Raw genomic sequence first — 26,641 nt, forward strand, 5'->3', positions numbered from 1 at the left:
ATAAAGTAATGTCGTTAACCACGTATGAAATGGCTCGTATCCTAGAGCAAATGGAAGAGTCACCAGAAAAGGTGATGTTTGGTAAGTTGCTAAATGAATTAGGCAACCAAAGCTCTGAGCGTATTCGTAGCGCGGCAAAACAAGTTCCTGTGCCAGTTTTACGTGACCTTGTGTATCAATTTCAGCAAGTGATTGAGTCACGCAAAGGTGAGCAGGTTGAGCAGATGGCAAAAGACCTTGCTCAGCAAGGTATCTCAGCTGAAGAGCTAATGGCTTACTTAAACAAATAATAAAAAATCCCCGCTTCATGCGGGGATTTTTTTAGTGAGTGATTTTCTTCTTCAGTATGTGGTCGAGGGACAATGGTCCTGGTCCCCATACAATCACTACAAGAATCATCAATCCCCAAAGTTGGTGATCATAGAAACCTTTCTCCCACAGCAGTGGGTAAGAGACTACAGCGATGATGTTGAACACAAACAGAATCGCAGCCATCGGGCGGGTAATCAATCCGAGTGCCAAGAACACAGGTAGAACCAATTCTGCAGCCGTACCTAAGTAAGCTGCCAACTCCCACGGTAGTATTGGCACTTGGTACTCCAGCTCAAATAAATACAGTGTGCTATCCCAAGACGAGATTTTGATTAGCCCTGAATTGAAGAACACCCATGCAACCCACAAGCGACAAAAGAGAAGTAGTAAAGGGACAAAGCCAGCTTGTAGGGTACTGATTAAATCGTCGTACCGATTCACTAAGTTCTTAACCGTATCCGTCATAGAGTGCTCCTTAGATTGATTTCAATGTAAAGCCGTCAACGAGATCGAGTGCCATGATGCTATTGAGATGAGCGAGTAAAACTTCAGGTATTTCGCTTAAACTTAGCTGCTGCTCTAAACATTGCAGTAGTTGGAACACATTGGCATCGAGTGCGTGACACAAGGCTTCTCCATTGGCTTGAATCGAGATGACACCTTGCTGTAATTGGTTGATATTAAGTTGTTCGAATTGCCCAGTTTGAATCGCGCCAAACAAATCAAATACGGCGTAGCTAGAGTCAAAGCTGCGGCAGCCTTTTTTAAGGTGCAAAATCAAAGCGGGTTGTTGCTCTTCACTCACTTCGCCAAGTGCCGCAAGCGGTTTTAATTCTGCTGCATTGGATTGTTCATACTGCGCTTGACGAGCAAGGTCGATATGCCACTCGAAGCGAGCGACTTCAGGGCTGTATGGTGCTTGTGCGATCACCTGACTGAACTGCATGATGGTGTCTTGAAAACCTTCGCCATAATGGGCCACATTTCCTTCTTCTAATGGATAAGTGAGAACATGCTGGCGAGCCATCTGTTCAAAGCATTCTTTACCAAGCAGCGCTTCAACCATCGGGTAGGTCGCGGATAACACCTCGCTTAAGCTGACGATAAAGTTATTGCGGTAAATCTGCATGCGTTCATCAGCGGTAAACTCATCACTGGCAATATCGCAATCTTCACCGAGTGCTTGATAGTGTAGGGCTTTAGCAAACTGGCTTTGTAAGGTGGCTAGATTCATGATGCCTTCCTTGGTTCGCTTTGTTCACTTGGGAGTGTGCCCTGTAATAACAGTTGCGATGCTTTCTGCGCTTCTCCGAGCAAAACTTCTGGCGCGGGGATATCCAAGTCCCATTCAATCAGCGCATGGCGTGGACCGTGTTTTTTGGTCCACTGTGCGAACAGTTGCCAAACTTCATCACTAACTGGGCGGCTATGGGTATCAATCCATATCTCACCTTTGTCGAGTTGTTTGATGGTAAAACCTGCCAAGTGAATCTCATCCACTTTGTCAGCTGGAATCGCATCTAGGTATGTGTCGCAATCAAAACCGTGGTTGAATGCCGAAACATAAACATTGTTTAAATCGAGCAATAAACGACAGTCAGTGCGCTTTTGCACTTCGGTAAGAAACTCCCATTCGCTGATGGTCGAATGTTGAAACTTCACATAACTAGATGGGTTCTCTATCAAGATCTCGCGTTGCAAATAATCCTGCACTTCATTCACGTTACGAGTGAACACTTTGAGCGCTTCTTCCGTATACGGGAGTGGAAGCAGATCATTAAAGTAGTGACCGCCGTTTTCACTCCAACTCAAATGGTCAGAAACAAGAATCGGGTCGATTGAGTCAATCAGCGCTTTAAGTTGAGCAAGGTGCTTTTTATTCACACGTTCCACCGAACCTAGTGACAGACCAATGCCGTGACAGCTAATTTGATACCGCTCGCGTAATGCTTGTAGTTGATTGCGCTCTGCAGCGTTGGGTTGAAAATAGTTTTCACTGTGGATTTCTAACCAAGATAACTCGGGTTTGTTTTGGCTAAAGTAATCGAGGTGAGGGGTTCTTAATCCAACTCCAACAAGGTCGTGGAAGGTGTGGTGTTTCACGTGAAACTCCTTTTCAAAGCGGGCGGGAAGAGAAGGATGCGCTGGTTGAGCGTCAACGCACCCTCGCATCAGTTAGCCATGAAAGATTACGAAGAAGAAGTGCTACCGCCTGTTAGTTTGTCACACAGACCTTTTGGTACGACTACGAATGCGTCTTTTTGGTTATCTTCTTTAGAAGTACCGGCACATGAGCTGCTTTTCGTTGCACAGTCGTTTTTACCTGCTTTAGAAACGCCGTAGCACTTTTCTTTCTCAGCAGCCACAGCTGGAGCCGCGGTTAGCATTGTGCCGCCAAGTGCTAGAAGACCAGTAACAGCAGCAGTAACAGCTAGATTCGACTTTTTCATAATAAATTCCTCTGAATGATTTCCTTTACTTTAAGTTGGCAAGGTGAACCGCCTGTTTTGGCGTTTTGTTATCAGCTTGCTTAATTTAAAAGATAGGAAACGGACTAAAAAACTTTCATAAATATTTTCGAAATCAATAGATTTGAAAGGTAGAATTTATATAAGCCCTTGATGTTTAGAGTGAAAATGCAACGATTTTTTTATGAAATTTTGTCTAATCTGAACTGGTTGTTTAGGTTATAATCTATTTTTATGTATAAATAACCAGTAGCTCTCATCATGATGGATCCATCTCTATTACTCGACGGTTTGAACGACAAACAACGTGAAGCCGTTGCAGCACCTCTAGAAAACTTGCTCGTCCTTGCTGGTGCAGGGAGTGGTAAGACGCGCGTTCTTGTTCACCGTATCGCTTGGTTGATGTCGGTAGAGCAGGCTTCTCCGTTCTCAATCATGTCGGTAACCTTTACCAATAAGGCGGCGGCAGAGATGCGTGGACGTATCGAAGAGCTAATGATGGGCAGTGCAGGCGGTATGTGGAATGGTACTTTCCACGGCATTTGTCACCGTATTCTGCGTGCGCACTATCTTGATGCCAAGCTACCGGAAGATTTCCAAATCATCGACAGTGACGACCAACAGCGTCTACTAAAGCGTTTGATTAAAGCGCAAAACCTCGATGAGAAGCAGTGGCCAGCACGCCAAGTGGCATGGTGGATTAACGGCAAGAAAGACGAAGGTCTGCGCCCGTCGCACATTGATGCGTACCACGATCCAGTGACCAAGACATATCTGCAGTTGTACACCGCTTACCAAGAAGCGTGTGATCGTGCTGGTTTAGTCGATTTTGCGGAAATCTTGCTGCGCGCACATGAGCTACTGCGTGATAACAAGTTCGTCCGTGAACACTACCAAGCACGCTTTAAGCATATCTTGGTGGACGAGTTCCAAGATACCAACAACATTCAATATGCTTGGCTACGTATGATGGCGGGACCTGAGTGTCACGTGATGATCGTAGGTGATGACGATCAGTCGATTTACGGCTGGCGTGGTGCAAAAGTCGAGAACATTGAGAAGTTTACGCTGGAATTCCCAAGCGTGAATACCATTCGTCTTGAGCAAAACTACCGTTCAACCAAGACCATTCTGGAAGCGTCCAACGCCCTGATCGCGAATAATACCGAGCGTATGGGTAAAGAGCTTTGGACTGATGGCGTTGTCGGTGAGCCTATCTCGGTTTACAGCGCTTACAACGAATTGGATGAAGCCCGTTTTGCGGTAAACAAAATCAAAGAGTGGCAAGACAAGGGCGGGGCTCTGAACGACGCTGCAATGCTTTATCGCAACAACGCCCAGTCGCGTGTTCTGGAAGAAGCATTAATCCAAGCTGGTTTGCCTTACCGTATCTACGGTGGCATGCGATTCTTCGAACGTCAGGAAATCAAAGATGCCTTGAGCTACATGCGTTTGATTGCCAACCGTAATGATGATGCGGCGTTTGAACGTGTAGTGAATACGCCAACACGTGGTTTGGGTGATAAGACGCTTGAAACCATCCGTTTTGCGGCTCGTGACCGTGGTTGCACCATGTGGGAAGCGAGTGTCGCTATGTTGGATGAGAAGGTACTTGCAGGTCGTGCTGCTGGTGCTCTGAGCCGTTTTATCGAGCTTGTTACGGCACTAGAAGACGACACCATCGAGATGCCGCTGCATCACCAAACTGACCATGTGATTAAATATTCGGGCTTGTTCGCGATGTACGAACAAGAGAAGGGCGAAAAGTCTAAGGCGCGTATTGAGAACTTGGAGGAATTGGTGACCGCAACTCGCCAATTCGAGAAACCAGAAGAAGCTGAAGACATGTCACTGCTGACGGCGTTTCTAACCCACGCTGCATTAGAAGCGGGTGAAGGACAAGCGGATGAGTTTGAAGATGCGGTTCAGCTCATGACATTGCACAGTGCGAAAGGTCTAGAGTTCCCACTGGTATTTATGGTCGGTGTGGAAGAAGGCATGTTCCCAAGCCAAATGTCGGCAGAAGAAGCGGGGCGTTTAGAAGAAGAACGTCGTCTGTGTTACGTAGGCATGACCCGTGCGATGCAGAAACTGTACATCACTTATGCTGAAATGCGCCGTTTGTACGGTCAGGATAAGTACCATAAACCGTCTCGCTTTATCCGTGAACTGCCAGAAACTTGTTTGGACGAAGTACGCATGAAGGCGCAAGTTAGCCGTCCTGCAAGCAGCGGTCGATTTAGCCAAACGGCGGTGAAAGAGAGCTTTAATGAAACCGGCTTTACTCTAGGTTCTCGTGTGATGCATCCAAAGTTTGGTGAAGGCACCATCATCAACTTCGAAGGCAGTGGTCCACAGAGCCGCGTACAGATTGCCTTTAATGGTGAGGGCATCAAATGGTTGGTGACTGCTTACGCACGACTAGAGAAACTGTAAGGCCTTAACAAAACTCATCAACTTAAGAGCTGCTTCGGCGGCTCTTTTTGTTTGTGCTGTTTGTATGTCGCTAATGCAGTAAAAATGGAATGATAAATGGAGTGCGAAAGCGCGATTTAACTATACCGTTTGAAGTGAAAGGTGGGCGTTGTGGGGGAATGTCTATTTTCAGCAGAGCAGCTGAGAAAAATGTTAGGCAAAGAAAAACCCCGAGGGCTTGCGCCCATCGGGGTTATAGTCTTACTCGCAGCAATCCGGCTACTAAGAGTGCTCCATGCATCTAATCCATGATAGTGTGCTGAATCCGTCAGCTTAATCCTTACGTCGCCTTCCTAGCGGTGTCCTTAATGACCTTATCCTGGTCTGCTAACCATCCTCGTTAGCTCTCATCACTTGTTCCCTGAGCGGTGTCCCTGACATCATCCTGATGTTCAAATCCTTGCCTCGTCCAGAGGTGTCCATTTCCCGTCCTTAGTAGCAACCATCCTAGTCACTATTGATTCCGTTCAATGTCCAATTTTGCAATCCATGCCCGACTATTCATCCTGAATAACCGTTTCTTCTTCCTGAAGTTCACCAAGTCCGTGGTGTTTCCTGTTCCGTGTCAGCATCCTTCCGACAGGTTTAATATTACGTGTTTAACGGTTTCCAACAACGGACAAATCTCACATTTTTTTACTCTCTTAGCGTTTAAAAAAGATACATAGTCTTTTAAATCAATATCTTATGTGTTTTTGTGCGCAGTTTTGCCATTAAAAAAGAGAGGTTTGCTCAACCCTTTGTGAGAGATCTCGCACAAGGGGTCGAGCTAAATGCGCTTAATGTCCGATAGCGGCCCCTTCACGCCTTGGATCGGCCGCACCTTCTAGGCCTCGTTCAGTTATACGTATAGCATGCAGTCCAGAGTTCAAATCACGAACATCTGTCTTAAAGCCCATTTTCTCCAACGTAGGTTGTAAGCTTTCTGCCGCAGTACCTTGCTCAATATCTAAGGTACCAAAACGGTTCAGTAATCGCGGCTGATTAATCGCGCTTTGGATGTCCATATCCCATTGCGTGTGGGCGATAATGGCTTGTGCAACGTAACCAATGATGCGGCTGCCACCCGGTGAGCCAATTGCCATGTAGGGTTTATCGTCCTTCATCATAATGGTTGGTGCCATGGATGAGCGTGGGCGTTTACCCGGCTCTAAGCGGTTCGCGATTGGCACACCATCTTGGTGAGTGCGGAAGGAGAAATCGGTCAGTTCGTTGTTGAGCAAGAAGCCGCGCACCATCAAGCGTGAGCCAAAGGCGTTCTCAATGGTCGTTGTCATTGAAACCACATTGCCTTGCTTATCGACGATATTGAAATGGCTGGTGGAAGGCAGCTCGATCGATTGGTCCATGCTTAAGTTCATCGCGTGCGACCACGGAGGATTGCCGGCTTCAACCTTATTCAGGGCCTTTCCGACTTGAATCAGCTCAGCACGCTGTTTTAGATAGTCTTTATCAAGCAAGCCTTCGGTTGGCATTGGCACATAATCTTGGTCAGCCATGTATTTACCGCGATCCGCGAACGCAAGGCGAGACGCGTCGGCGATCACTTGCCATGATTTCGCGCTTTCGGCTCCCCAACCTTTAAGATCGTATTGCTCGGTGATCGCGAGAATCTGTCCAACCGTCAATGCGCCAGAGCTTGGTGGTCCCATGCCGCAAATATCATAGCTTTGGTAAGCCGCACAAACTGGTTCACGTTGCTTGATTTGGAAAGCATCAAAGTCAGGTTGTGCCAATACGCCAGGATTGCCCGGTGCATTTTGTACGGTCTTGATGATGTCTGTGGCGATATCGCCTTGATAGAAAGCTTTTGCCCCTTGCTCTGCAATTGCCGTCAGAGTTTGCGCGTATTCAGGGTTCTTCAATAATGTGCCTTCGGCTTTTGGTGAGCCATCTGGATTAAAGAAGTAAGCCTTAGTCGCAGGGAAGCGTGATAGGCGCTTGGCATCTTTCTCAATCAGACTCGCGAGACGAGGACTGACTTCGAAACCTTGCTCAGCCAAGGTAATCACAGGTTGGATGATCTTCTTCCATTCCAACTTGCCGTATTTTTGGTGTGTGTCCCACAGTAGTTTCACAGTGCCAGGAGTGGCAACGGAGCGCCCACCGACAACCGCATCGTAAAATTGCAGTGGTTGTCCTTTGTCATCCAGGAAGAGTTTCGGTGTTGCGGCGAGTGGTGCGGTCTCGCGTCCATCATACGTGGTCAGTTTTTGCTTCTCACTGTCCCAATACACTAAGAAGGCACCGCCACCAATGCCAGAAGATTGCGGTTCTACCAAGCCCAGCATCAGTTGCACGGCAACCATGGCATCAATAGCATTACCACCTTGTGCAAGAACATCCGCACCAGCTTGGGTGGCAAGTGGGTTGGCTGCGGTGACCATATAGTCTTTGGCTTTGACCAATTGCTTTTGCTCGAAGCCAGTACTGTGCTCCGGTGCAACGGCATCTGCTGCTTGGTTAGCAAAGGCTGAGGTAGATAAAACGAGTGGGGAAGTAAGAAAAAGACCCGTGGTCACGAGTCGGTTGAACGTCCAATGCATGATGACTCTCCATGTTGCCAGTTTTGTGTTTCCAGCTTGGCAGTCATGAAGAGTCACGTCGAGTCAGCAATCATAGAAATGTCGATTGTGCTACGCTTTTAAATCAGTACTTTATCCGATAAAAGTGCTGATGGTTTGGTACAAAATACTGCTGCCCACGAGAGTAAATACCACGCCACACAGACCGTCGATGTAGATGCCTGCTTGTTGCAATTTACGTTGAAGGCGCTGTGTCGACAGCATCCACGCGAGACTAGAGAACCAAAGCAGCGATAAACCAAACAGAATCATCAGAGCCATGCCTTTACCAGTCACTGACATGCCGGCAGGGACTAAGCTCGACATTAAACTGATAAAGAAAACCAAGGCTTTCGGGTTAAGAATGTTGGTCGCGAACCCTTTAGCAAATGCCTGACGTTTGTTGCTGATCACTAGGTTATTTTGCTTCTTAGGTTGATCCGCCAATGGGTTTTTGATCATTGAGATCACGGCGCGCAATGCCCCAATACCTAAATAGAGAAGGTAACTACCACCGAGCAGTTGTACCACGGAGTACAACACTGGGTGCTGGTGGACGATATAACTCACGCCTGTCAGGCTGAACAAAGAGTGCAGTAAAATGCCGGCAGATAAACCCAATGCGATGTACAAACCAGTTTGGCGCCCGTGGCGCGCTGCATTTTGTATCACGAGCGCAAAGTCTGGGCCTGGGCTCATTAGGGCAATAAAGTGGATGCTGGCCAATGTCAGCAATATAGTGGATTCATTCATAATACATCTCAAATATAACCAATGTGGCTATTGTCGTATCAAGCATCGTGTCGCGCTTGTAAAAAACTGACAGCTTTTTCGGTCAATGAAATTATCGAGTCACTTGAGAAGGGGAAACGCCGTAGGTCTGTTTAAATGCTTTGCTGAAATGCGCTTGATCGTAGAAACCGATTTGATGGGCGACGTCGGTGCCGCATTGGCCAGATTGCAGTAACTTCATGCCTTGCTCGAGGCGCAAGCGAGCAAACCAAGCATAAGGCGTCATGCCTGTTTGCGCTTTAAAGTGGCGCTGGAACTGTGTCGGGCTCAGTTGGCACAGCTCTGAAAGTGAATCCAAACGCACCGCTTGGTCGAGATTCGCCATTAGATAATCTTTTAATGTTCCAAGCGATTGATTTCCTAACGGCACCACTTTCTGTCGCTCAAGCGATCCGTAGCGATCAAAAAGCTGGTTAAATCCTTCAAAAGGAAGGCAATCTTTGGTGAGTTGGCTGAGGTTTTCACGACGAAGTAGCCCGTGCAAGTTACTAAGTTGTGAAAATATCTGTGGATCCGAGATGATCAGCTCGTTGAAGTGTATTATTTGACCGTTTTGCTTAAGATCGGCCAGATCACTCAATAGGTGAGGTTCGATCGCAAACACATTTACTTCATAGCCACTTTCTAGCTTAGATTGCCCGTCGTGCAACTCATCTGGCGGCATAAGCACGATTTGCCCGTGCCCGACATGGTGACTGTTGCCTTGGAATTGGAACTTCTGCGCGCCATGCGTGATCAGACCGAGGTGAAAATCCAGATGGTAATGCCTTTGGAAAGCAAAGGTCTGGTATTTCGCCTCAATCAGACTCAAATCGTTATGGTCGGTTGCGTAGTATTGAATATGTTCCATTAAAGAAAAAAGCTTGGTCACAATATAACCAAGCTTATCCATCAATTTCTGAAATGTCTTGTAAAAAACGATCACTTAGCTTGAGCGAGCATCGTTAAGCCGTGTACCCAAGGACTTTTATCTCTTGGAAGTTATTCCACAAGACTAGCTTAGGATCGCTGCCATTATTGCCGTTGCATGTTAGGCGAATAAAGTTAACGCCTGCTTTTCCAATCTGCTGCTCGACGAAGCCAGTGGTATTCCCAGGGGTAAGGACTTGCGTCACCAATTCGAAGTTTATCCCGTTATTACTGACTTCAACATCAAATAGGTATTGGCGTACGTCGCCTTTCGCTTGTGAGTAAAGTAGTTTGGTGACGGTCGAGGTTGCCGACAGCTCAATCAGGTATTGAATTCCTTGTCCCTTCGCAGTCCACTTGGTAAACAGGTCACCATCAATGGCCATTTCTGGCGTATGATCGACACGCGTTTCACTGGCGCTGACGGCCAAGATAGGCAACTCAGCTTCTTGCTCTTTATCGAGATAGTCTCCTAAGAAACCAAGATAACGGCTTGAGAAAGCGTTGTTGTGGCTTGGAGATAGAGTAGGGAAAATCAGATCGACACCTTGCTCACTGAGCCCCATCCAGCGACATAAGGTTGCCCCCAGCTGCTCAGACGATTGTGAGGGAATGAACTTGTTGCCCCACGCATCGTCACCGTCACGAACAAAACTAGGATAGCGCCCGTAACTGCGTCCGCCATTGACCGCCTCACCAACCACTAGCTGATTGCTACCCCAGCCATGATCAGTACCTTGGTTACTGTTGTTCTCAATGGTGCGGCCGAAATCGGATAGCGTAAAAGTGACCACTTTTTCGGAGAGGGATAACGCATCCAACGAGCGGTGAAAGGCACTGACGGCTAAATCAATGGTTTCCAACAAACCGTCATGTCGTCCTCTTTGGCTGCGGTGGTTATCAAAACCGCCCAGATTGACGAAGAAGACCTGGCGTTGGTGTCCTAAATCGGTGGCGGCTTGCATCATGCGTCTTACCATTCTTAACTGTAAACCAAGCGATGAGCTTGGGATGTTCGTGTCTTCTGGGTAAGTATCGACCACTGATTGCAGCTCAATCTGGAAATCTAAGATGCCCTTAAGGTGGTGGTTATAGGTTTGCTTGAAGTCAGAACCGTAAGGAGAATTCACAAGCGCAGTGAACTGATTGTTGACCGCATTGGAATGTCCCAATGCATCCATTGCCTTTATCTCTCCTGAAGATAATGAAATATCTTTTGAGGTTGTTCCGGTAAGGAGTTCATTACCAGAAAACGACATGGAATCTGAGACGACGCTACCACTACTCAAAACATCCATCATCAAACCGGCCCACCCATAAGGGTGATAACCCGAATCGCCCCAACTTGATTGCCAAGCCGTTTGTTGCTTGTTGTGTGCTCCAAGATTATTCGGCTTCTTGACGTCGTAAAGGTTTTGTTTGTTGGTGGGCTCTACCAAGGTACCGATGTTAAGCAGTGCGGCACCTTGGCCTTGATTCAGCATTTCGGCAAGGTTAGGCATACGAGCATTGATTGCTAGCGCTTGGCCTGCTTCTGAATCAGGGATCGAGAGCTTTTCCTCATTGCTGAGGTAAATATCAGGTCGAGCGGTGGTGTATTGCGCGTCGTTATTGCCCGGCACAATCATGTTAAATGAGTCGTTACCGCCGTGAAGAAAAAGACAAACTATAGCGCGGTAATCATTGGTGGTATTAGCGAACGCACTGTTCATTGGCAAAGAAAGAGAGAGTGGCACCATGCCAGATACCGCGGTGCCCGAGGCGCCTTTCAAAAAGCTTCTACGTGTAATCGACATAACTTACTCCTGTACCATGAAATCGGGAGACATAAAGGCAATAAACAACATCTTAGGAACGGCATAAAACTTATTGTTGTGGCCGTTATAGATGTTCTGAAGCCGGGTGATCACATCGGGCGAGCCCTGCTGGTGGAGTACAAGTTGATTGATGGTCGCCACCAATTGTTCGCCTTGACCAGATTCAGCCATGTCTTCAAGGGCTTTAGGTGCGATATAGAGTTCTTTCTTATTGCTGCTGTTACCACGGTTTTGGCCATAGTCGAGGAGGCTGCGATAAAAAATGTTACCCATGTTGATAAGTTGGCTCCAATCAATGATGGCCAGTTCGGGGGCGCTTAACCCTTTTTCTGCGAGTGCACCTGGAGGCTGATAACTAGGTTGATAAAAATTGAAAACCGAGTTGGCACCAAGAGGGTACTGATTGAAGGTTTCTTTATAACGCATGGGGTCATAAACAATATCGTTGCCTCCGCCAGGATAAGCTTCCATCGCTCGGTAAAGGTAGGTCATGGCTAGAATGGGTTCTCTTACTTTTGCCATGTTGTCATTCGGTGCTTCAAGTAAGGCATTGTCGGTGTAAATTGCACGTATGACTTCTGCCAGGTTGCCATTGCTGTTATGAAATGTCGTCGCCACTCTTTCGATGTAGTCGCGACTAGGGTTTGATGTTGTTAAACGCTTAATCAGCAGAATGGAAATAAAAGGCGCGACGTTTGGGTGTAAGGTAATGTGCTCAAGAAAAGACTCGAGGTCCTGAGTGGCGGTTTGGCCTGCAGGGTAGGTTCGTTCAAGGACCTGCTTTTCGTCCATATCATGTAGGCTGTTATCTTCAACCATTGGCGTCAATGTGTTGCCGCCATCAATATCCCAACCTGTAAACACCCGAGCTAAAGACTCTATGTCGGCGTCTTGATAGGTCTCAATCGGATTACCAAATGCATCAAGAATCAGTGAGCCATCCATATTGAGCTGATATAAGCCGATGGTAAAAAGCTGCAAGACTTCACGAGCGTAGTTCTGATCCGGTGCTTGCCCTGTTACGCTCTGTGGCTTGTTGCCATTCATGGTGAGGTATTGCCCCATCGCTGAGGATAAAGTGATATTGCGGAGTAAATTCTTAAATGTCCCAAATGCACCGTTCGCGAGAACATCGTAGTAGTGGGCCAATGCTTCTGCGTCTTGGTTCAGGTTTCCATCCTTTTCGCTGACGACAAAGATCTGGCTCAACGCGAAAGCAACGCGTTGGCGAAGTTGCGCTGCATCTCCAAGTGCAATATCAAACCAAGCGCCAACACGACAATCTTGGTTACTCTGAGTCAGCCCTCTGGAATTCGCTTGGTAGCGAGTTCGGTCGAGATGCTTGGTATACGGCTGGTTGATTTGTTCCTCTATCCAACGTCCTCTGTCATCAAGTAATAAAAACTGTTCGAGTTCAGACTGTTTAACCCCCATTGTTGCTAAATCGAGGAATCGAGACGCCTGCTGTTGAGTTAAATTTTCCATATTCTTCTCCATAGCCAGTGACACAAGCATGAGCATCCAATCGAAATGATTAAGTGCTCATGTGCATATCAAGCGTTAATGGAAATGAAGAAGATTTCCATGAAGAAAGCAGGGTTTTATCTAAGGTGTGATCTTTTGGGAGAAGATAATAACGAAAACAAACATTACTAGAGTTGTAGCTTTAAATTTCTTTCATAACAGTAATTTATGTTTTTTGCTTTCATATGGGCAGGGCTTGTAGAAAGAGAAAAATGCCCAAGCTGAGTTGGGCATTTGTGCATTCATATTAGTTGGTTTGTTTTGCTTTGCGTGACTTACGATTGTTACGCAGACCATCAAAGCTAAACACCACCAAGGCGCCCCAAATAAAGGCGAAGGTGATGGCTTTATCACTGGTGAACGGTTCGCCGTAGATCAGTACCGCAAGCAAGAACATCAAACTTGGACCAATATATTGGAAGAAGCCCAACGTCGATAGCTTTAGACGGGTTGCAGCGCCAGTAAAACACAGTAGCGGTAGGGTCGTGATCACACCAGCAGCGATCAGTAAGGTATTCAGCTGCCATGGGTTCTCAAACATGTTTGAGGTTGGGGTACTGGCAATAAAAAGCAGAAAGATACTTGCCGCAGGCAACATGACGAGAGTTTCAATGAATAACCCCGTTTGTGCTTCCACACTGACTTTCTTACGCAGTAGGCCGTAAAAACCAAAGCTCATGGCGAGTGCGATAGCAACCACAGGGACAGAGCCAAACACGATCAGCTGCACTAATACACCACAAGCCGCCAGCGCGACTGCGAACCATTGCAGCTTACGTAACCTCTCGCCCAGAAACACCATCCCGAGTAACACATTGATTAACGGGTTGATGTAATAGCCTAGACTGGCATCGAGCATATGATTTGAAGTGACCGCCCAAATGAAGATCAGCCAGTTAGCTCCGACCAAAATGGCGGTGGAAACTAAATACATCATTTTGGTTTTATTTTTAATGATGTCTCGAACCGAGCGCCATTGGCGACCAAAGTGGAGGAGTGCGGCTAGCAAAAAGAAAGACCAAAACACTCGGTGGCTTAAGATCTCAAGTGGTGAGACTTCAGCAATCGATTTGAAGTAAATGGGTGCGATGCCCCACATGGTGTACGCACCAACTGCAAGCAGGACGCCTTGCCGTGCACGTTGTTGTTCTTCTGGTGTCATGGGATGTCACCTAATTGAGTTTTTATAGAGCAGAAAATCAGTATACGAGTCGTGAGCTGAATCACCTAACAATTTGCGGTTTTATTCACCATGAAACCCCATTACAATGTGCCCTCACTTTGCGTGCTAGTGGCATGCATAAGCACCTCTTTTTAAGACCCAATCTGAGATTATTCATGACCTCGACCTTGTTAGCCGAACAATCAGACTCGCCTGTAACGCCTCAACGTGTGTTGGAGGATGTGTTTGGTTACCAAGAGTTCCGTGATGGTCAGCAGTTGGTGATTGACGCCGCGGTAGAAGGTCGCGACAGCTTAGTTATCCTGCCTACGGGTGGCGGTAAGTCGCTGTGTTATCAAATTCCTGCTTTGGTTCGCTCTGGCATTACTTTGGTGATTTCTCCGCTGATTTCGCTGATGAAAGACCAAGTCGATCAGCTTAAAGCCAACGGCGTGGCGGCTGAGTGCATTAACTCGACCATGCCTCGTGAAGAGCTGCTCAGCGTGTATAACCGTATGCATACCGGGCATCTTAAGTTGGTGTACGTCTCGCCAGAACGCGTATTGATGCGTGACTTCATTGAGCGCTTGGAAAACTTGCCGCTATCGATGATTGCCGTCGATGAAGCGCACTGTATTTCCCAGTGGGGGCACGATTTCCGTCCCGAATACGCCGCGCTTGGTCAACTTAAGCAGCAGTTTTCCCATGTGCCATTTATGGCGCTGACAGCGACGGCGGATGACGCAACGCGCCGAGATATTCTTGAGCGTCTGCAACTGAATAATCCAGAGGTTTATCTAGGCAGCTTCGACCGTCCTAACATTCGCTACAACTTAGTTGAGAAGCACAAGCCAGTTTCGCAAATCGTTCGTTATCTTGAAACCCAAAAGGGTAATTGCGGCATCATCTATTGTGGTAGCCGTAAGAAAGTTGAGATGGTGACTGAGAAGCTGTGTAACAACCACATTCGTGCTGCTGGTTATCACGCAGGTATGGATGCCGATGAGCGCGCTTACGTTCAAGAAGCTTTCCAACGTGATGACATCCAAATCGTAGTGGCGACTGTGGCATTCGGTATGGGCATCAACAAACCAAACGTGCGCTTTGTGGTTCACTTTGATATCCCGCGTAATATCGAGTCCTACTATCAAGAAACCGGTCGTGCAGGGCGTGATGGTTTGCCTGCGGAAGCGATGATGTTGTATGACCCAGCGGACATCAGTTGGCTGCGTCGTATGTTAGACGAGAAAGACGACGGTCCACAGAAACAGGTGGAAACCCACAAACTGAATGCGATGAGTGCCTTTGCTGAGGCGCAAACTTGTCGTCGTCAGGTGCTATTGAATTACTTTGGTGAATATCGCGAGAAGCCATGTGGCAACTGCGATATTTGCTTAGATCCACCGAAGCACTTTGATGCCACGGAAGAAGCGCGTAAGGCGCTGTCTTGTGTGTACCGAGTGAATCAGAGCTTTGGTATGGGCTATGTAGTGGAAGTGCTGCGTGGCATGCAAAATATTCGTGTACGTGAAAACGGGCACGATAAGATTTCTACCTACGCGATAGGTCGCGACCACAGCCACGATTACTGGGTGAGTATCTTCCGTCAGTTAATCCACAAAGGGCTGCTGTTCCAAAACATCACGCGTAACTCAACGCTGCAACTTACTGAAGAGGCGCGTCCGCTGCTACGTGGCGATGTGACTCTCGAGTTAGCGGTACCACGTTTAGACACCGCAGCACGTGCGGCGAAGTCAGATAAACTGACCAGCAAGAACTACGACAAAAAGCTGTTTGCTAAGTTACGTAAGCTGCGTAAGTCGATTGCTGATGAAGATGGTTTGCCACCATACGTGGTCTTCAGTGACGCGACTTTGATTGATATGGCGGAAATTCTGCCAACGTCTTACGGCGAAATGCTGGCAGTCAGCGGCGTTGGTCAGCGCAAACTAGAGAAGTACGCCGATCCATTCCTCGATTTGATTCAAGAACACATTACTCACCACGGATAAGGAACCAAGATGCAAAAGGAATTTGGCTTAGCGGACTACATGGCACAAGAAGGGCGCTTAATCATTACTGCGCCGAGCTTTGACCTTGATAGCTTTCCTGCTTTAGGTGAGCGTTTAGTTGGCTTGCTTTCTGCTACTGTGGTGGAAAAGCAATGGGATGCGGACATTCACTCTTGGCTGATCGACTTTGAAGGTTGCCGACTGTTTATGAAAGCAGAGCATTACAGCGAAGCGATTTGGTTTGAAGCTTTAGCGATTGAAGAGAGCAGGGAAGAGTTGGATTATCTCGCAGGATTGTTCCAACGCGGCTTCTAAAAATAGAATTTTTCTAGAAAGGGTGTTTCACATGAAACACCCTTTTTTATGCTCAAACGTTTGCGTAAAACAGACGGCTTGCGGCGAAAAGTGGTTAATGTATAATCGCCCACCGCTTCGCTCAGAATGAGCCAAGCCAGTTTATTTTTCATTTTACATTGTTGGTAAGAGCCACTTTATTCAGTGACTCGATTTGGGTTCCCTCACCCCCAAACCAAACTAAAAAGGTATCGCATGAGTAACTTTACCCCTGCGCAGCAGCGCAACGCCCTTATCTATCTGGTTCTATTCCACCTAGTCATTATTGCGTCTAGCAATTACCTAGTTCAGCTACCGTTTACTATTTTCGGTTTCCATACCACTTGGGGTGCATTCACTTTCCCATTTATCTTCTTAGCGACTGATTTAACCGTGCGTATTTTCGGTGCTCAGTTGGCACGTAAGATCATCTTCTTAGTGATGTTGCCTGCTTTGGCAGTGTCTTACTTCTTATCGGTGGTGTTCTTCGAAGGTCAATTCCAAGGTTTTGGTCACCTAGGGGAATTTAACTTATTCGTTGCTCGTATCGCGATTGCTAGCTTCATGGCGTATCTACTTGGTCAGATCATGGATGTGCACGTGTTCAACCGCCTACGTCAAATGAAGCAATGGTGGGTGGCACCAACATGTTCAACGCTTTTCGGTAATGCACTTGATACCATCGCTTTCTTCGCCATTGCGTTCTACCAAAGTCCAGATCCATTTATGGCGGAGCATTGGACGGAAATCGCGCTGGTGGATTACGGCTTCAAACTGATTATCAGTCTTGGTCTGTTCGTTCCTATGTACGGCGTATTACTGAATTACCTAATTAAGAAACTGACTGCGGTGAACCCTGACTTTAAGGTGACGACAAGCGTTCAGTCTTAATATCAGTGGGAACCCCGAAAGCCGCTTGCTCAAATCAAGCGGCTTTTTTGTGCCTGTTTACTTGGGTTTAGAGCGTTTTGTACAGCGTAGGGAGTAATTAGATCATGGGTGTCCAAAAGCTCCCTAAGCTGTACGAAGGTAAAAATGAGCAATAAAAAAGGCCCCGATAGGGACCTTCAACTAAGCAATAAGTTATCGTGAGGTTTAGCAAGTCACGATACTTAACGGCCAGCCAATGTCTGTTTGACGGTTGGACTCAATTTCCAACTCAGCGGCTGTCAGTGGGTTTGCCTCTAGCCATTTCGCATCAATACTTAGCGTCAGTTTGTCGCCTTCCGCAGTGAGAGTCACACATGGCTCTAGATCTGGATTACGACGATGGCTGAGTAAAACCGCAAGACGCAATAGGCGCAGTACGCGTTTACCACTGGTGCCTGAAAGGGCATGTTGCTCAGGCAGTGACGTCAGTTGTTCACGGTAACGGCGAGCAATTTCACCGATAAAGAACTTCTGTGCACGGGTGTAACCAGGCAAATCCAGATGCTGTAGCAGGTAAGCGCTGTGCTCACCGCCTTTTTTGAAGTCGATAGTCAGACCGATCTCGTGCAGCTTGGCTGTTGTTTCCAGCAGGACTTTACCCTGAGGTTCTGCAACCCAAGCTTCATCGCCAACTTGCTCAAGCAGTTTGCCCGCAAGTTTTGCGACTTGTTCGCCGTATTGGCAATCTAGCTGGTAACGGTTTTGTACGCTGCAAATGGTGCGTGCACGGATGTCGTTTTGACGAAGCTCGTCAACCATCTCGTACACCAAGCCTTCACGCAGTGCGCCGCCAGCCAATGTCATGGCATCGATTTCTAGTAGCTCAAAGATCGCAATTAAAATGGATAAGCCACTTGGGAATACCAGAGCACGCTCTAGGGTCAGACCTTCAATATCGAGTTCTTCCAAGTGATCAGCAAGCATCGCCTGCTTCTGTAGGCGCTTAAGTTTGGAGTAAGTAATCACTTCGTCCATACCCTGCGCTAACATTATCTCTTGTAGTGCTTGAACGGTACCAGATGCCCCAACACATACATCCCAACCTAGGTCGGTGTACTGCTCTAAGATCGGCATCAGAGTTTGCTTCGCGCCTTCAATGGCAGCGTCGAAGTTACGTGCGTTCAGTTGGCGGTCTTTAAAGAAGTTCTCTAACCAAGTCACACAGCCCATTTTCAGACTGGTCAGTGCTTTGGCTTCGAAACCTTCACCGATAATCAGCTCGGTACTTGCACCGCCTATATCGACCACAAGGCGACGACCACTACCGCCAGAGGTGTGTGCAACACCTTTATATATAGTGGCAGCTTCTTCTTCGCCGGTAATCACTTCGATAGGCTGACCTAAAATTTGGTTCGCCTTCTCTAGAAAAACATCCACATTGGTCGCGGTTCGCAATGTCGCGGTACCTACAATGCGGATGTTCTGTTTAGGAATATCCTGCAAGCGTTCTGCAAATAGACTTAAGCAGTCCCATCCTCGCTGCATAGCTTCCATACTAAGAGAGTTATGTTCATCTAAGCCCGCGGCTAGACGAACTTTGCGCTTAATTTTAGCCATAGTTTGAACGCTGCCATCGATGTGACGCACAACGAGCATGTGAAAACTGTTCGACCCGAGGTCGATGGCGGCGTATAGCGGTGATGATCCTGCTTGACTCATAAACGACTTCAGTTTCCTTTTATGATTGTTTTGGCGCTGATTGACGCGGCTGACGAGGACGACGTCCTTGCGGCTTGCGGTTACCAGAGCGAGTGCCACCTGTATTGGTGCGACGTTGCTGAGTACGAGGCGCACGCATACGAAGTGGTGTAGGCAGATCTTGGATTAGAGCCGAAGCGTCGTAATCAGAAACTGGGATTGCGTGCTCAATGTATTCTTCGATTGGTGGCAGGTTGATTGCGTAATCTTCACAAGCAAAGCTAATAGAGTGACCGCTTGCGCCAGCACGACCAGTACGACCGATACGGTGAACGTAATCTTCACAGTCATCTGGTAGGTCGAAGTTGAATACGTGTGTAACTTGAGGAATATGAAGACCACGTGCTGCAACGTCAGTTGCGACTAGTAGGTCAACTTCACCACGAGTGAATTGCTCAAGGATTTTTTCACGCTTCTTCTGTGGTACATCGCCAGTCAGTAGACCAACACGGTGACCATCGGCTGCTAGGTGACCCCAAATCGACTCACACTTATGCTTAGTGTTAGCAAAAACGATCGCGCGGTCTGGCCATTCTTCTTCAATAAGAGTTTGAAGCAGTGCCATCTTGTCTTCATTCGAAGGGTAGAAAAGCTCTTCTTGGATGCGATGACCAGTTTTTTGCTCTGGCTCAACCACAACATGCTCAGGGTTGTGCATGTGTTCGAAAGCTAATTCTTGTACGCGGTAAGACAGCGTCGCTGAGAACAGCATGTTCAAACGCTCTTTTGGCTCAGGCATACGACGGAACAAGAAACGAATGTCTTTAATAAAGCCAAGATCGAACATACGGTCGGCTTCATCTAGAACAACCGCTTGAATGTTGTTTAGGTTGAATACGCGCTGCTTGTAGAAATCGATGATACGGCCAGTAGTGCCAATAAGAATGTCTACACCATCTTGAAGCTTGGCAAGTTGCTTATCGTAGCTTTCGCCACCGTAAGCCAAAGCCGCTTTAAGACCTGTGCTCGCAATTAAAGGCTCAGCATCGTTAAAGATCTGAATCGCTAGCTCACGCGTTGGCGCCATAATGATTGCGCGCGGTTGAGTTGGCTTACGACCTTCGTGCTCTGGCGTGGTCAGAAGGTGGTTGAAGGTAGCAGTAAGAAACGCGAGGGTTTTACCAGTACCCGTTTGGGCCTGGCCTGCAATGTCTTGGCCGGTGAGCAGTACCGGCAACGCCAAGGCTTGGATAGGGGTACAATATTCGAACCCTTTTTTCTCCAATCCTTCAGTAACTTGGGGCTTTAAACCCAAATCGGCGAACTTTTGCTCTGTGATATGCGTCTTTTTCATGGCGATAGAATATCAGCTAAAGCTTGCAATAAGAAAGTAAATACATTCCAATAGGGCATCTATTTACTGGTTATCATCCAACCAGTTTCGAAAAACACATTGGAGTGGAAGATGAGTGATAAGATTTTGCAGCTTACTGATGACGGTTTTGAAAACGATGTAATCAACGCTGCAGGCCCGGTTCTAGTTGATTTTTGGGCAGAATGGTGTGGTCCTTGTAAAATGATCGCTCCTATCCTGGACGAAATCGCTGACGAGTACGAAGGCAAACTCACTATCGGTAAACTAAACATTGACCATAACGCAGGTACACCACCTAAGTTTGGTATTCGCGGCATTCCAACGCTACTGTTATTTAAAGACGGTAACGTAGCGGCAACGAAAGTTGGTGCTCTGTCTAAGACTCAACTAAAAGAGTTCCTAGACGCAAACCTATAATCACCAAGTGATTACAAACAAAACCGTGCAATATGACAATGCGCGGTTTTGTTTTTCTAACTCTGGACTAGAATATTAATTAGTGCTAACTTATCGCGCGTTAATTGAACAAATTTCTCTTCTTGGTCGATCCTGAGACCAAATCCATCTTAACTAGAAAACAGATCTTATTTTGACTAAACAAGCATCCACCACCATGAATCTTACTGAACTGAAGAACAGACCTGTGTCTGACCTTGTAAAGCTTGGCGAAAGCCTGGGTCTTGAGAACCTAGCTCGTCTAAGAAAACAAGACATCATCTTCGCAATTCTTAAAGCGCACGCGAAAGGCGGCGAAGACATCTTTGGCGATGGGGTTCTGGAGATTCTGCAAGACGGCTTTGGTTTCCTACGTAGCGCGGACAGCTCATACCTTGCTGGTCCAGACGACATCTACGTTTCGCCAAGTCAGATTCGTCGCTTCAATCTACGTACTGGTGACTCAATTGCTGGTAAAATTCGCCCACCAAAAGACGGTGAGCGTTACTTTGCTCTGCTAAAAGTCAACACAGTAAACGACGACAAACCAGACAACGCTCGTAACAAGATCCTATTCGAGAACTTAACGCCTCTACACGCTAACGAGCGTATGGTTATGGAGCGCGGTAACGGTTCTACAGAAGACATCACAGCACGTGTTTTAGACTTGGCATCGCCAATTGGTAAAGGTCAACGTGGTCTGATTGTTGCTCCGCCTAAAGCGGGTAAGACAATGCTTCTGCAAAACATCGCTCAAAGCATCGCATACAACCACCCAGAGTGTGAGTTGATGGTACTTCTTATCGACGAACGTCCTGAAGAAGTAACAGAGATGCAGCGTCTAGTTAAAGGTGAAGTAGTAGCGTCAACGTTCGATGAGCCAGCTTCTCGTCACGTACAAGTAGCGGAAATGGTAATCGAGAAAGCAAAACGTCTTGTTGAACACAAGAAAGACGTGGTTATCCTGCTTGACTCTATCACTCGTCTAGCTCGTGCATACAACACCGTAGTGCCTTCATCAGGTAAAGTACTAACTGGTGGTGTGGATGCAAACGCACTACACCGTCCTAAGCGTTTCTTCGGTGCTGCGCGTAACGTAGAAGAAGGCGGCAGCCTAACTATCCTTGCTACGGCTCTAGTCGATACTGGTTCTAAGATGGACGAAGTTATCTACGAAGAGTTCAAGGGTACAGGTAACATGGAAATCCACTTGAACCGTAAGATTGCAGAGAAACGTGTATTCCCTGCGATTGACTTCAACCGCAGCGGCACACGTCGTGAAGAGCTTCTAACTAAGAACGAAGAACTTCAGAAGATGTGGATTCTACGTAAGATCGTTCACCCAATGGGCGAAACTGACGCGATGGAGTTCCTAATCGACAAGCTAGCGATGACGAAGACCAACGACGAGTTCTTCGATGCAATGCGTCGTCAATAGTCTCAGATAAGCAATTCTGCGAAGAGCCACCGTATATCGGTGGCTTTTTTATTGCTTTCTCCCGATAGAAGCAGCAGAATGAAGAAAATGTTATCGGGAGGTTAACATGCAACAAGGAATGTTGTCGTCATTACTCCTGAGCTTGTCACTTATCACACTACCCGCGACGTTAACTGCCAAGGAAATGCAGGAAACCGTGGTAGAGCAGTGGCTTCAGGACTCTCAAATACAGACCAAAGTATCTGAACTGCTTGATTACGCAGTCAGGGACGAGGTTGACTCGCTTAAATTTGCCCTAGACCGGCTTGCCTTTCCTCAACAAGAAGTCGTCCGTTTCCTTTTGCTCGAAAAGCTAGAGCAACAAGAACTCATCCTCACGCCAAGAATGTCGATTTTTGTCGAATCCCAAATCAGCATAACTCCAACTTACCAAGTGCTTGAGCGAGGGGATGGTTATGAATTCAGTGTACCTGCGTTTAATTTCCCGGCCATTGCTAGCCGTCTGATAAAACGCTGGAAGCAGGATCAGAGAACGTTAGAATTTGTTTTGGAAGCAGAGCGGCAGGAGCTAAACCTCAAGGATTGGTTAACAGGTACGACGCATCAAGTGCAAACCAGAGAAGCGTTACTTATCCGTGAGCTAGACAGCTTATCGCCAGACGCGCTTGAAGCACTGACCAAACAATTAACCCATGCTAATGTTACCAGCTGGCTGCCATCCACAGCCGTGATTGTGCGTTTGGCACAAGTAAGCCAAAATCAGGCGATGTACGATCTGTTGTGGCGTATGCGTGCGGATTACAACAGCCAAACAGAGTTAGCCAGATTAGCAGAAGTTGGTGATGAGTTTTCACTACAACAATTGATGAATTCCACCGTCAATCCAACCTTAAAACCTTATGCGATTGAACTGCTCACAAGATCCAATCCACTCTCTCTTGACGTAAAACAATTCCTAGTGGCCAAGATGGCACTTTCAGAAGAAGCTACTTTGGTTGCTAGAGAACTCGCAAAGCAAGGGCATCACTCGTGGTTAGAAGAGTTGGTCTCAAACAATCACCAAGTAAAAACACGACAGATTGCGGAATTCTTGGAATAACCGTTGTTGATGCTCTTTAAGTAACAACTCTTGTCGCTATCGAGTTCACATACCCACACAAAATAGGAGGATCTTAGCGTCCTCCTATTTGTTATACTGCGGACAGTTTAATCAGCCAGCATGAAGGCCTATGAGTTTTAAGGATTTACGCGAATTTATCGACCACCTAGAACAGAAAGGTCGACTTAAACGCATCACTCACCCCGTCGACCCCGCTTACGAAATGACAGAAATCAGCGACCGTACCTTGCGTGCTGGTGGCCCTGCGCTGTTGTTTGAGAACCCAATTGGATACGACGTACCTGTTTTGACGAACCTATTTGGTACGCCAGAGCGTGTCGCGATTGGTATGGGACGTGAAGACGTTAAAGAATTAAGAGAAGTCGGTAAGCTGCTGGCTTATTTGAAAGAACCTGAGCCACCAAAAGGCTTCAAAGACGCATTGGAAAAATTGCCAGTGTTCAAGCAAGTATTGAACATGCCAGCCAAGCGCTTAAGAAAAGCATCGTGCCAAGAGATTGTGTGGCAAGGTGATGAAGTCGATTTGGATAAAATCCCGGTGATGAGTTGCTGGGCAGAAGACGTTGCGCCATTGCTTACGTGGGGCTTAACCGTGACCAAGGGTCCGAATAAGAAACGTCAGAACCTAGGCATTTACCGTCAGCAGAAAATTGCCAAGAACAAAATCATCATGCGTTGGTTAGCTCATCGTGGTGGTGCGCTTGACCTGCGCGATTGGATGGAAACCCATCCAGGTAAACCTTTCCCAGTTTCGGTCGCGTTTGGTGCAGACCCAGCTACCATTCTTGGTGCAGTAACGCCAGTGCCAGATACGCTATCGGAATACGCATTTGCAGGTTTGCTACGTGGGAGCAAAACGGAAGTCGTTAAGTCAGTTAGTAATGATTTGGAAGTGCCAGCGAGCGCTGAAATCGTGATGGAAGGCTATATTGACCCGAACGAGTTTGCCGATGAAGGTCCTTATGGTGACCACACTGGCTACTACAACGAAAAAGAAAAGCACCACGTGTTTACCATTACGCACATTACCATGCGTAAAGACCCAATCTACCACAGTACCTACACAGGCCGTCCGCCAGATGAACCCGCTGTATTGGGTGTGGCATTAAACGAAGTCTTTGTGCCGATTCTGCAAAAGCAGTTCCCAGAGATTGAAGACTTCTACCTACCGCCTGAAGGTTGTTCGTACCGAATGGCAGTCGTCACTATGAAGAAGCAGTACCCAGGTCATGCCAAGCGCGTAATGATGGGTGTGTGGTCTTTCTTACGTCAATTCATGTACACCAAGTTTGTTATTGTGTGCGATGAATCGGTAAACGCGCGAGATTGGAATGATGTCGTTAAAGCCATGTCAGAGCATATGGAGCCTGTACGTGACACCTTGATGATAGACAACACGCCAATCGACTCACTTGACTTTGCTTCGCCTGTGGTTGGTCTTGGCTCCAAGATGGGGTTAGATGCAACTATTAAATGGGATGCCGAGCTAGCGACGCGAACCGAGGTCACTGAGCGAGACAGCAAAGCGATTACTGAAACAGAACTGAATGAGTTGAAACAGCAACGCCCTGAGATTGTCGATATCTATCTACCAGCAACAGCTAATAACCAGTTCGCTGTTGTGACCATGAAGAAAGACCAAGCTGGTCAATCGCAAGCCTTGATGGAATACCTTTGGGACTTCTTTGCTCAGTACACGGATAACAAATTCATTATCTTGTGCGACGATGACGTTAATGCACGAGATTGGAATGACATCATTTGGGCTGTAACAACCCGAATGGATCCAGATAGAGACACTATTCAAGTGCATGGTAAGACTCATAGTTCATCCAAATTAGGATTGGATGCGACCAACAAGTTCGAATCCGAAGTCACGCGCGAGTGGGGTACGCCTATCAAAAAAGATCCTAAACTTGTGGCTAAAGTCGATGAGATTTGGGACCAGTTAGGTATTCTATGAGTCATCAAGTCCACCTTCTACCAATGGACGTTAGGTTCCAAGTAAAAGAAGGTGAGACGGTGTTGGAAGCTGCGCTCAACAACAATATTCGCTTCCCACACCGTTGCCAAGTTGGCGCTTGCGCCATGTGTATGTGTAAAAAGCTAACGGGCGAGGTGAGTTACCACCTCGAACCGATGCTAACCGAAAAAGAGCAACAGCAAGGTTGGATATTCCCTTGCCAAGCCTATACAGAAAGTAATTTAGTGCTTACTTTTGATGAGTAAGCGAGAGGAACACCATGACCATCCAATGTAAAGTAAAGTCTATTCAGCCGTTAGCTTGTAATACTTATCAAATCCTTCTTCATCCAGAATCACCTGTACCTTTTAAAGCAGGTCAGTACCTTATGGTAGTGATGGGTGAAAAAGACAAACGTCCTTTCTCTATTGCGAGCAGCCCATGTCGTCATGAAGGTGAACTTGAACTGCACATCGGTGCGGCGGAACACAACGCTTACGCACTAGAAGTCGTTGAAGCAATGCAAGCGGCACTAGAAACAGATGGTCATATCGAGATTGATGCTCCACATGGTGATGCTTGGGTTCAAGAAGAAAGCGAACGCCCACTATTATTGATTGCTGGTGGTACTGGCTTTAGTTACGTGCGTTCGATTCTGGATCACTGTGTTGCACAGAGCAAAACCAATCCTATCTATCTATACTGGGGTGCGCGCGACAATTGCCAACTTTACGCTAAAGAAGAGTTAGTCGAGATCGCTGCAAAGTTTGCTAACGTTCACTTTATTCCAGTAGTAGAAGAAGCACCTGCCGACTGGCAAGGTAAAGTTGGTAACGTACTACAAGCGGTGAGTGAAGATTTCGAAAGCTTAGAAAACTACGATATTTATATTGCAGGTCGTTTCGAAATGGCTGGCGCAGCACGTGAACAGTTCACTCAGAACAAGAAAGCGAAGAGTGAACGTATGTTCGCAGACGCGTACGCATTCATTTAAATACGGCTTTTGAGGCAGAAAAAGAGGTTTTTTTACCCTCTTTTTTGCTTTTTTGATGAAATAGTCATCGAACAGTCAGTTTTTTCCATTTTTTTTCAAAAAAGGGTTGCGAACGGATCAGAGTTCCCTATAATGCGCATCCACCGACACGGCAGACGCGATAAGGCTTCAGCAGAGTCGGAGAGGTGAAAAGCTTCTGAGAAAATAAATTGAAAAAAGTGTTTGACACTCTCAATTATCTCGTTAGAATGCACCTCCGCTTTGAGAGAAAAAACTTCTCGATAAGCAAGCTCTTTAAAAATATAGACCTATCAATCTGTGTGGGCACTCGTTGATGATAATCCAATTAGATACTTCGGTATCAAATTAGGTTTCAATGA

General features: G+C 46.9%; 23 protein-coding genes. 11 read left to right on the forward strand and 12 right to left on the reverse strand.

Going from position 1 to position 26,641, the window contains the following annotated elements; genetic code table 11:
• Nucleotides 1-8 precede the first annotated feature (8 nt).
• On the forward strand, nucleotides 9-290 hold the full coding sequence (locus tag KIO97_RS01150; RefSeq protein ID WP_005430323.1) for a hypothetical protein: 282 nt from the start codon (nucleotides 9-11) through the stop codon (nucleotides 288-290).
• A gap of 31 nt (nucleotides 291-321) precedes the next feature.
• Here KIO97_RS01150 and KIO97_RS01155 read toward each other — a convergent pair whose 3' ends face one another.
• The 4 genes from KIO97_RS01155 to KIO97_RS01170 form a co-directional block, all read right to left on the reverse strand.
• Nucleotides 322-777, reverse strand: a complete 456-nt coding sequence (locus tag KIO97_RS01155) for a DoxX family protein (protein WP_009705200.1) — start codon at nucleotides 775-777, stop codon at nucleotides 322-324.
• Between the two features lie 10 nt (nucleotides 778-787).
• Nucleotides 788-1,546 carry a DNA-binding domain-containing protein gene (locus tag KIO97_RS01160; RefSeq protein WP_077200103.1) on the reverse strand — a complete coding sequence of 253 codons (759 nt, stop codon included), beginning with the start codon at nucleotides 1,544-1,546 and terminating at the stop codon, nucleotides 788-790.
• Nucleotides 1,543-2,415 carry a DUF692 domain-containing protein gene (locus KIO97_RS01165; RefSeq protein WP_285380574.1) on the reverse strand — a complete coding sequence of 291 codons (873 nt, stop codon included), beginning with the start codon at nucleotides 2,413-2,415 and terminating at the stop codon, nucleotides 1,543-1,545. The genes KIO97_RS01160 and KIO97_RS01165 overlap by 4 nt, the downstream gene beginning before the upstream one ends.
• An 86-nt stretch (nucleotides 2,416-2,501) precedes the next feature.
• Complete coding sequence (locus KIO97_RS01170) at nucleotides 2,502-2,762, reverse strand: DUF2282 domain-containing protein (RefSeq protein WP_005536405.1); 261 nt, start codon at nucleotides 2,760-2,762, stop codon at nucleotides 2,502-2,504.
• Between the two features lie 279 nt (nucleotides 2,763-3,041).
• Here KIO97_RS01170 and uvrD point away from each other — a divergent pair, with 279 nt between their 5' ends.
• Complete coding sequence (uvrD, locus tag KIO97_RS01175; RefSeq protein WP_017188017.1) at nucleotides 3,042-5,216, forward strand: DNA helicase II; 2,175 nt, start codon at nucleotides 3,042-3,044, stop codon at nucleotides 5,214-5,216.
• 818 nt (nucleotides 5,217-6,034) lie between these two features.
• Here the strand turns inward: uvrD and ggt are convergent.
• From ggt to rarD, 6 genes are all read right to left on the reverse strand, one after another.
• A complete protein-coding gene (ggt, locus tag KIO97_RS01180) occupies nucleotides 6,035-7,801 on the reverse strand; it encodes a gamma-glutamyltransferase (RefSeq protein WP_285380577.1) in 1,767 nt (588 codons plus the stop codon).
• 111 nt (nucleotides 7,802-7,912) lie between these two features.
• On the reverse strand, nucleotides 7,913-8,572 hold the full coding sequence (locus KIO97_RS01185) for a LysE family translocator (RefSeq protein WP_285380578.1): 660 nt from the start codon (nucleotides 8,570-8,572) through the stop codon (nucleotides 7,913-7,915).
• A 91-nt stretch (nucleotides 8,573-8,663) separates the two neighbouring features.
• Complete coding sequence (locus KIO97_RS01190) at nucleotides 8,664-9,461, reverse strand: AraC family transcriptional regulator (protein WP_038890990.1); 798 nt, start codon at nucleotides 9,459-9,461, stop codon at nucleotides 8,664-8,666.
• Between the two features lie 94 nt (nucleotides 9,462-9,555).
• Nucleotides 9,556-11,316 carry a DUF1501 domain-containing protein gene (locus KIO97_RS01195; RefSeq protein WP_285380579.1) on the reverse strand — a complete coding sequence of 587 codons (1,761 nt, stop codon included), beginning with the start codon at nucleotides 11,314-11,316 and terminating at the stop codon, nucleotides 9,556-9,558.
• A 3-nt stretch (nucleotides 11,317-11,319) separates the two neighbouring features.
• Nucleotides 11,320-12,822 (reverse strand): DUF1800 family protein, encoded by a 1,503-nt coding sequence (locus KIO97_RS01200; protein WP_285380580.1) that lies wholly within the window; start codon nucleotides 12,820-12,822, stop codon nucleotides 11,320-11,322.
• A 286-nt stretch (nucleotides 12,823-13,108) separates the two neighbouring features.
• On the reverse strand, nucleotides 13,109-14,023 hold the full coding sequence (gene rarD, locus KIO97_RS01205; RefSeq protein WP_285380581.1) for an EamA family transporter RarD: 915 nt from the start codon (nucleotides 14,021-14,023) through the stop codon (nucleotides 13,109-13,111).
• Between the two features lie 176 nt (nucleotides 14,024-14,199).
• On the opposite strand from rarD, the gene recQ reads away from it, so the two are divergent.
• The 3 genes from recQ (at nucleotide 14,200) to KIO97_RS01220 (ending at nucleotide 17,259) form a co-directional block, all read left to right on the forward strand.
• On the forward strand, nucleotides 14,200-16,035 hold the full coding sequence (recQ, locus tag KIO97_RS01210) for an ATP-dependent DNA helicase RecQ (protein WP_005451195.1): 1,836 nt from the start codon (nucleotides 14,200-14,202) through the stop codon (nucleotides 16,033-16,035).
• Between the two features lie 9 nt (nucleotides 16,036-16,044).
• Nucleotides 16,045-16,350, forward strand: coding sequence for a DUF3630 family protein (locus KIO97_RS01215; protein ID WP_005378772.1), 306 nt, complete (start codon nucleotides 16,045-16,047; stop codon nucleotides 16,348-16,350).
• Nucleotides 16,351-16,584: 234 nt separating this feature from the next.
• Nucleotides 16,585-17,259: a 7-cyano-7-deazaguanine/7-aminomethyl-7-deazaguanine transporter gene (locus tag KIO97_RS01220; protein ID WP_005378770.1), complete on the forward strand. Its 675-nt coding sequence runs from the start codon at nucleotides 16,585-16,587 to the stop codon at nucleotides 17,257-17,259.
• A gap of 204 nt (nucleotides 17,260-17,463) precedes the next feature.
• Here KIO97_RS01220 and gppA read toward each other — a convergent pair whose 3' ends face one another.
• Nucleotides 17,464-18,957, reverse strand: a complete 1,494-nt coding sequence (gene gppA, locus KIO97_RS01225; protein ID WP_285380582.1) for a guanosine-5'-triphosphate,3'-diphosphate diphosphatase — start codon at nucleotides 18,955-18,957, stop codon at nucleotides 17,464-17,466.
• A 19-nt stretch (nucleotides 18,958-18,976) separates the two neighbouring features.
• Nucleotides 18,977-20,290, reverse strand: coding sequence for an ATP-dependent RNA helicase RhlB (gene rhlB / locus KIO97_RS01230; protein ID WP_285380583.1), 1,314 nt, complete (start codon nucleotides 20,288-20,290; stop codon nucleotides 18,977-18,979).
• A 111-nt stretch (nucleotides 20,291-20,401) separates the two neighbouring features.
• Between rhlB and trxA the strand changes: the two genes are divergently transcribed.
• From trxA to fre, 6 genes are all read left to right on the forward strand, one after another.
• Entirely contained in the window at nucleotides 20,402-20,728 is a 327-nt protein-coding gene (trxA, locus tag KIO97_RS01235) for a thioredoxin TrxA (RefSeq protein WP_004745500.1), read from the forward strand.
• A gap of 196 nt (nucleotides 20,729-20,924) precedes the next feature.
• Nucleotides 20,925-22,184 carry a transcription termination factor Rho gene (gene rho, locus KIO97_RS01240; RefSeq protein ID WP_005535997.1) on the forward strand — a complete coding sequence of 420 codons (1,260 nt, stop codon included), beginning with the start codon at nucleotides 20,925-20,927 and terminating at the stop codon, nucleotides 22,182-22,184.
• 106 nt (nucleotides 22,185-22,290) lie between these two features.
• Nucleotides 22,291-23,283 carry a hypothetical protein gene (locus KIO97_RS01245; RefSeq protein ID WP_285380584.1) on the forward strand — a complete coding sequence of 331 codons (993 nt, stop codon included), beginning with the start codon at nucleotides 22,291-22,293 and terminating at the stop codon, nucleotides 23,281-23,283.
• 130 nt (nucleotides 23,284-23,413) lie between these two features.
• Entirely contained in the window at nucleotides 23,414-25,267 is a 1,854-nt protein-coding gene (ubiD, locus tag KIO97_RS01250; protein ID WP_050906135.1) for a 4-hydroxy-3-polyprenylbenzoate decarboxylase, read from the forward strand.
• Nucleotides 25,264-25,533, forward strand: coding sequence for a 2Fe-2S iron-sulfur cluster-binding protein (locus tag KIO97_RS01255; RefSeq protein ID WP_012126600.1), 270 nt, complete (start codon nucleotides 25,264-25,266; stop codon nucleotides 25,531-25,533). Before ubiD ends, KIO97_RS01255 begins: the two co-directional genes overlap by 4 nt.
• A 14-nt stretch (nucleotides 25,534-25,547) precedes the next feature.
• Nucleotides 25,548-26,261 (forward strand): NAD(P)H-flavin reductase, encoded by a 714-nt coding sequence (fre, locus tag KIO97_RS01260; RefSeq protein WP_005535989.1) that lies wholly within the window; start codon nucleotides 25,548-25,550, stop codon nucleotides 26,259-26,261.
• Nucleotides 26,262-26,641: the final 380 nt, after the last annotated feature.

Origin of the sequence: Vibrio sp. B181a, from assembly GCF_030248375.1 — a bacterium.
In the GTDB taxonomy this organism is placed as follows: domain Bacteria; phylum Pseudomonadota; class Gammaproteobacteria; order Enterobacterales; family Vibrionaceae; genus Vibrio; species Vibrio campbellii.

What these genes read in the sequence shown, in the direction of transcription:
- uvrD (WP_017188017.1), top strand. Translation starts at nt 3,042, where the DNA reads ATGATGGATCCATCTCTATTACTCGACGGTTTGAACGACAAACAACGT.
- KIO97_RS01245 (WP_285380584.1), top strand. Translation starts at nt 22,291, where the DNA reads ATGCAACAAGGAATGTTGTCGTCATTACTCCTGAGCTTGTCACTTATC.
- KIO97_RS01195 (WP_285380579.1), bottom strand. Translation starts at nt 11,316, where the DNA reads ATGTCGATTACACGTAGAAGCTTTTTGAAAGGCGCCTCGGGCACCGCG.
- KIO97_RS01200 (WP_285380580.1), bottom strand. Translation starts at nt 12,822, where the DNA reads ATGGAAAATTTAACTCAACAGCAGGCGTCTCGATTCCTCGATTTAGCA.
- KIO97_RS01170 (WP_005536405.1), bottom strand. Translation starts at nt 2,762, where the DNA reads ATGAAAAAGTCGAATCTAGCTGTTACTGCTGCTGTTACTGGTCTTCTA.
- trxA (WP_004745500.1), top strand. Translation starts at nt 20,402, where the DNA reads ATGAGTGATAAGATTTTGCAGCTTACTGATGACGGTTTTGAAAACGAT.
- fre (WP_005535989.1), top strand. Translation starts at nt 25,548, where the DNA reads ATGACCATCCAATGTAAAGTAAAGTCTATTCAGCCGTTAGCTTGTAAT.
- KIO97_RS01160 (WP_077200103.1), bottom strand. Translation starts at nt 1,546, where the DNA reads ATGAATCTAGCCACCTTACAAAGCCAGTTTGCTAAAGCCCTACACTAT.
- KIO97_RS01190 (WP_038890990.1), bottom strand. Translation starts at nt 9,461, where the DNA reads ATGGAACATATTCAATACTACGCAACCGACCATAACGATTTGAGTCTG.
- KIO97_RS01150 (WP_005430323.1), top strand. Translation starts at nt 9, where the DNA reads ATGTCGTTAACCACGTATGAAATGGCTCGTATCCTAGAGCAAATGGAA.
- recQ (WP_005451195.1), top strand. Translation starts at nt 14,200, where the DNA reads ATGACCTCGACCTTGTTAGCCGAACAATCAGACTCGCCTGTAACGCCT.
- ubiD (WP_050906135.1), top strand. Translation starts at nt 23,414, where the DNA reads ATGAGTTTTAAGGATTTACGCGAATTTATCGACCACCTAGAACAGAAA.
- rhlB (WP_285380583.1), bottom strand. Translation starts at nt 20,290, where the DNA reads ATGAAAAAGACGCATATCACAGAGCAAAAGTTCGCCGATTTGGGTTTA.
- rarD (WP_285380581.1), bottom strand. Translation starts at nt 14,023, where the DNA reads ATGACACCAGAAGAACAACAACGTGCACGGCAAGGCGTCCTGCTTGCA.
- KIO97_RS01155 (WP_009705200.1), bottom strand. Translation starts at nt 777, where the DNA reads ATGACGGATACGGTTAAGAACTTAGTGAATCGGTACGACGATTTAATC.
- KIO97_RS01185 (WP_285380578.1), bottom strand. Translation starts at nt 8,572, where the DNA reads ATGAATGAATCCACTATATTGCTGACATTGGCCAGCATCCACTTTATT.
- KIO97_RS01215 (WP_005378772.1), top strand. Translation starts at nt 16,045, where the DNA reads ATGCAAAAGGAATTTGGCTTAGCGGACTACATGGCACAAGAAGGGCGC.
- gppA (WP_285380582.1), bottom strand. Translation starts at nt 18,957, where the DNA reads ATGAGTCAAGCAGGATCATCACCGCTATACGCCGCCATCGACCTCGGG.
- KIO97_RS01220 (WP_005378770.1), top strand. Translation starts at nt 16,585, where the DNA reads ATGAGTAACTTTACCCCTGCGCAGCAGCGCAACGCCCTTATCTATCTG.
- KIO97_RS01255 (WP_012126600.1), top strand. Translation starts at nt 25,264, where the DNA reads ATGAGTCATCAAGTCCACCTTCTACCAATGGACGTTAGGTTCCAAGTA.
- ggt (WP_285380577.1), bottom strand. Translation starts at nt 7,801, where the DNA reads ATGCATTGGACGTTCAACCGACTCGTGACCACGGGTCTTTTTCTTACT.
- rho (WP_005535997.1), top strand. Translation starts at nt 20,925, where the DNA reads ATGAATCTTACTGAACTGAAGAACAGACCTGTGTCTGACCTTGTAAAG.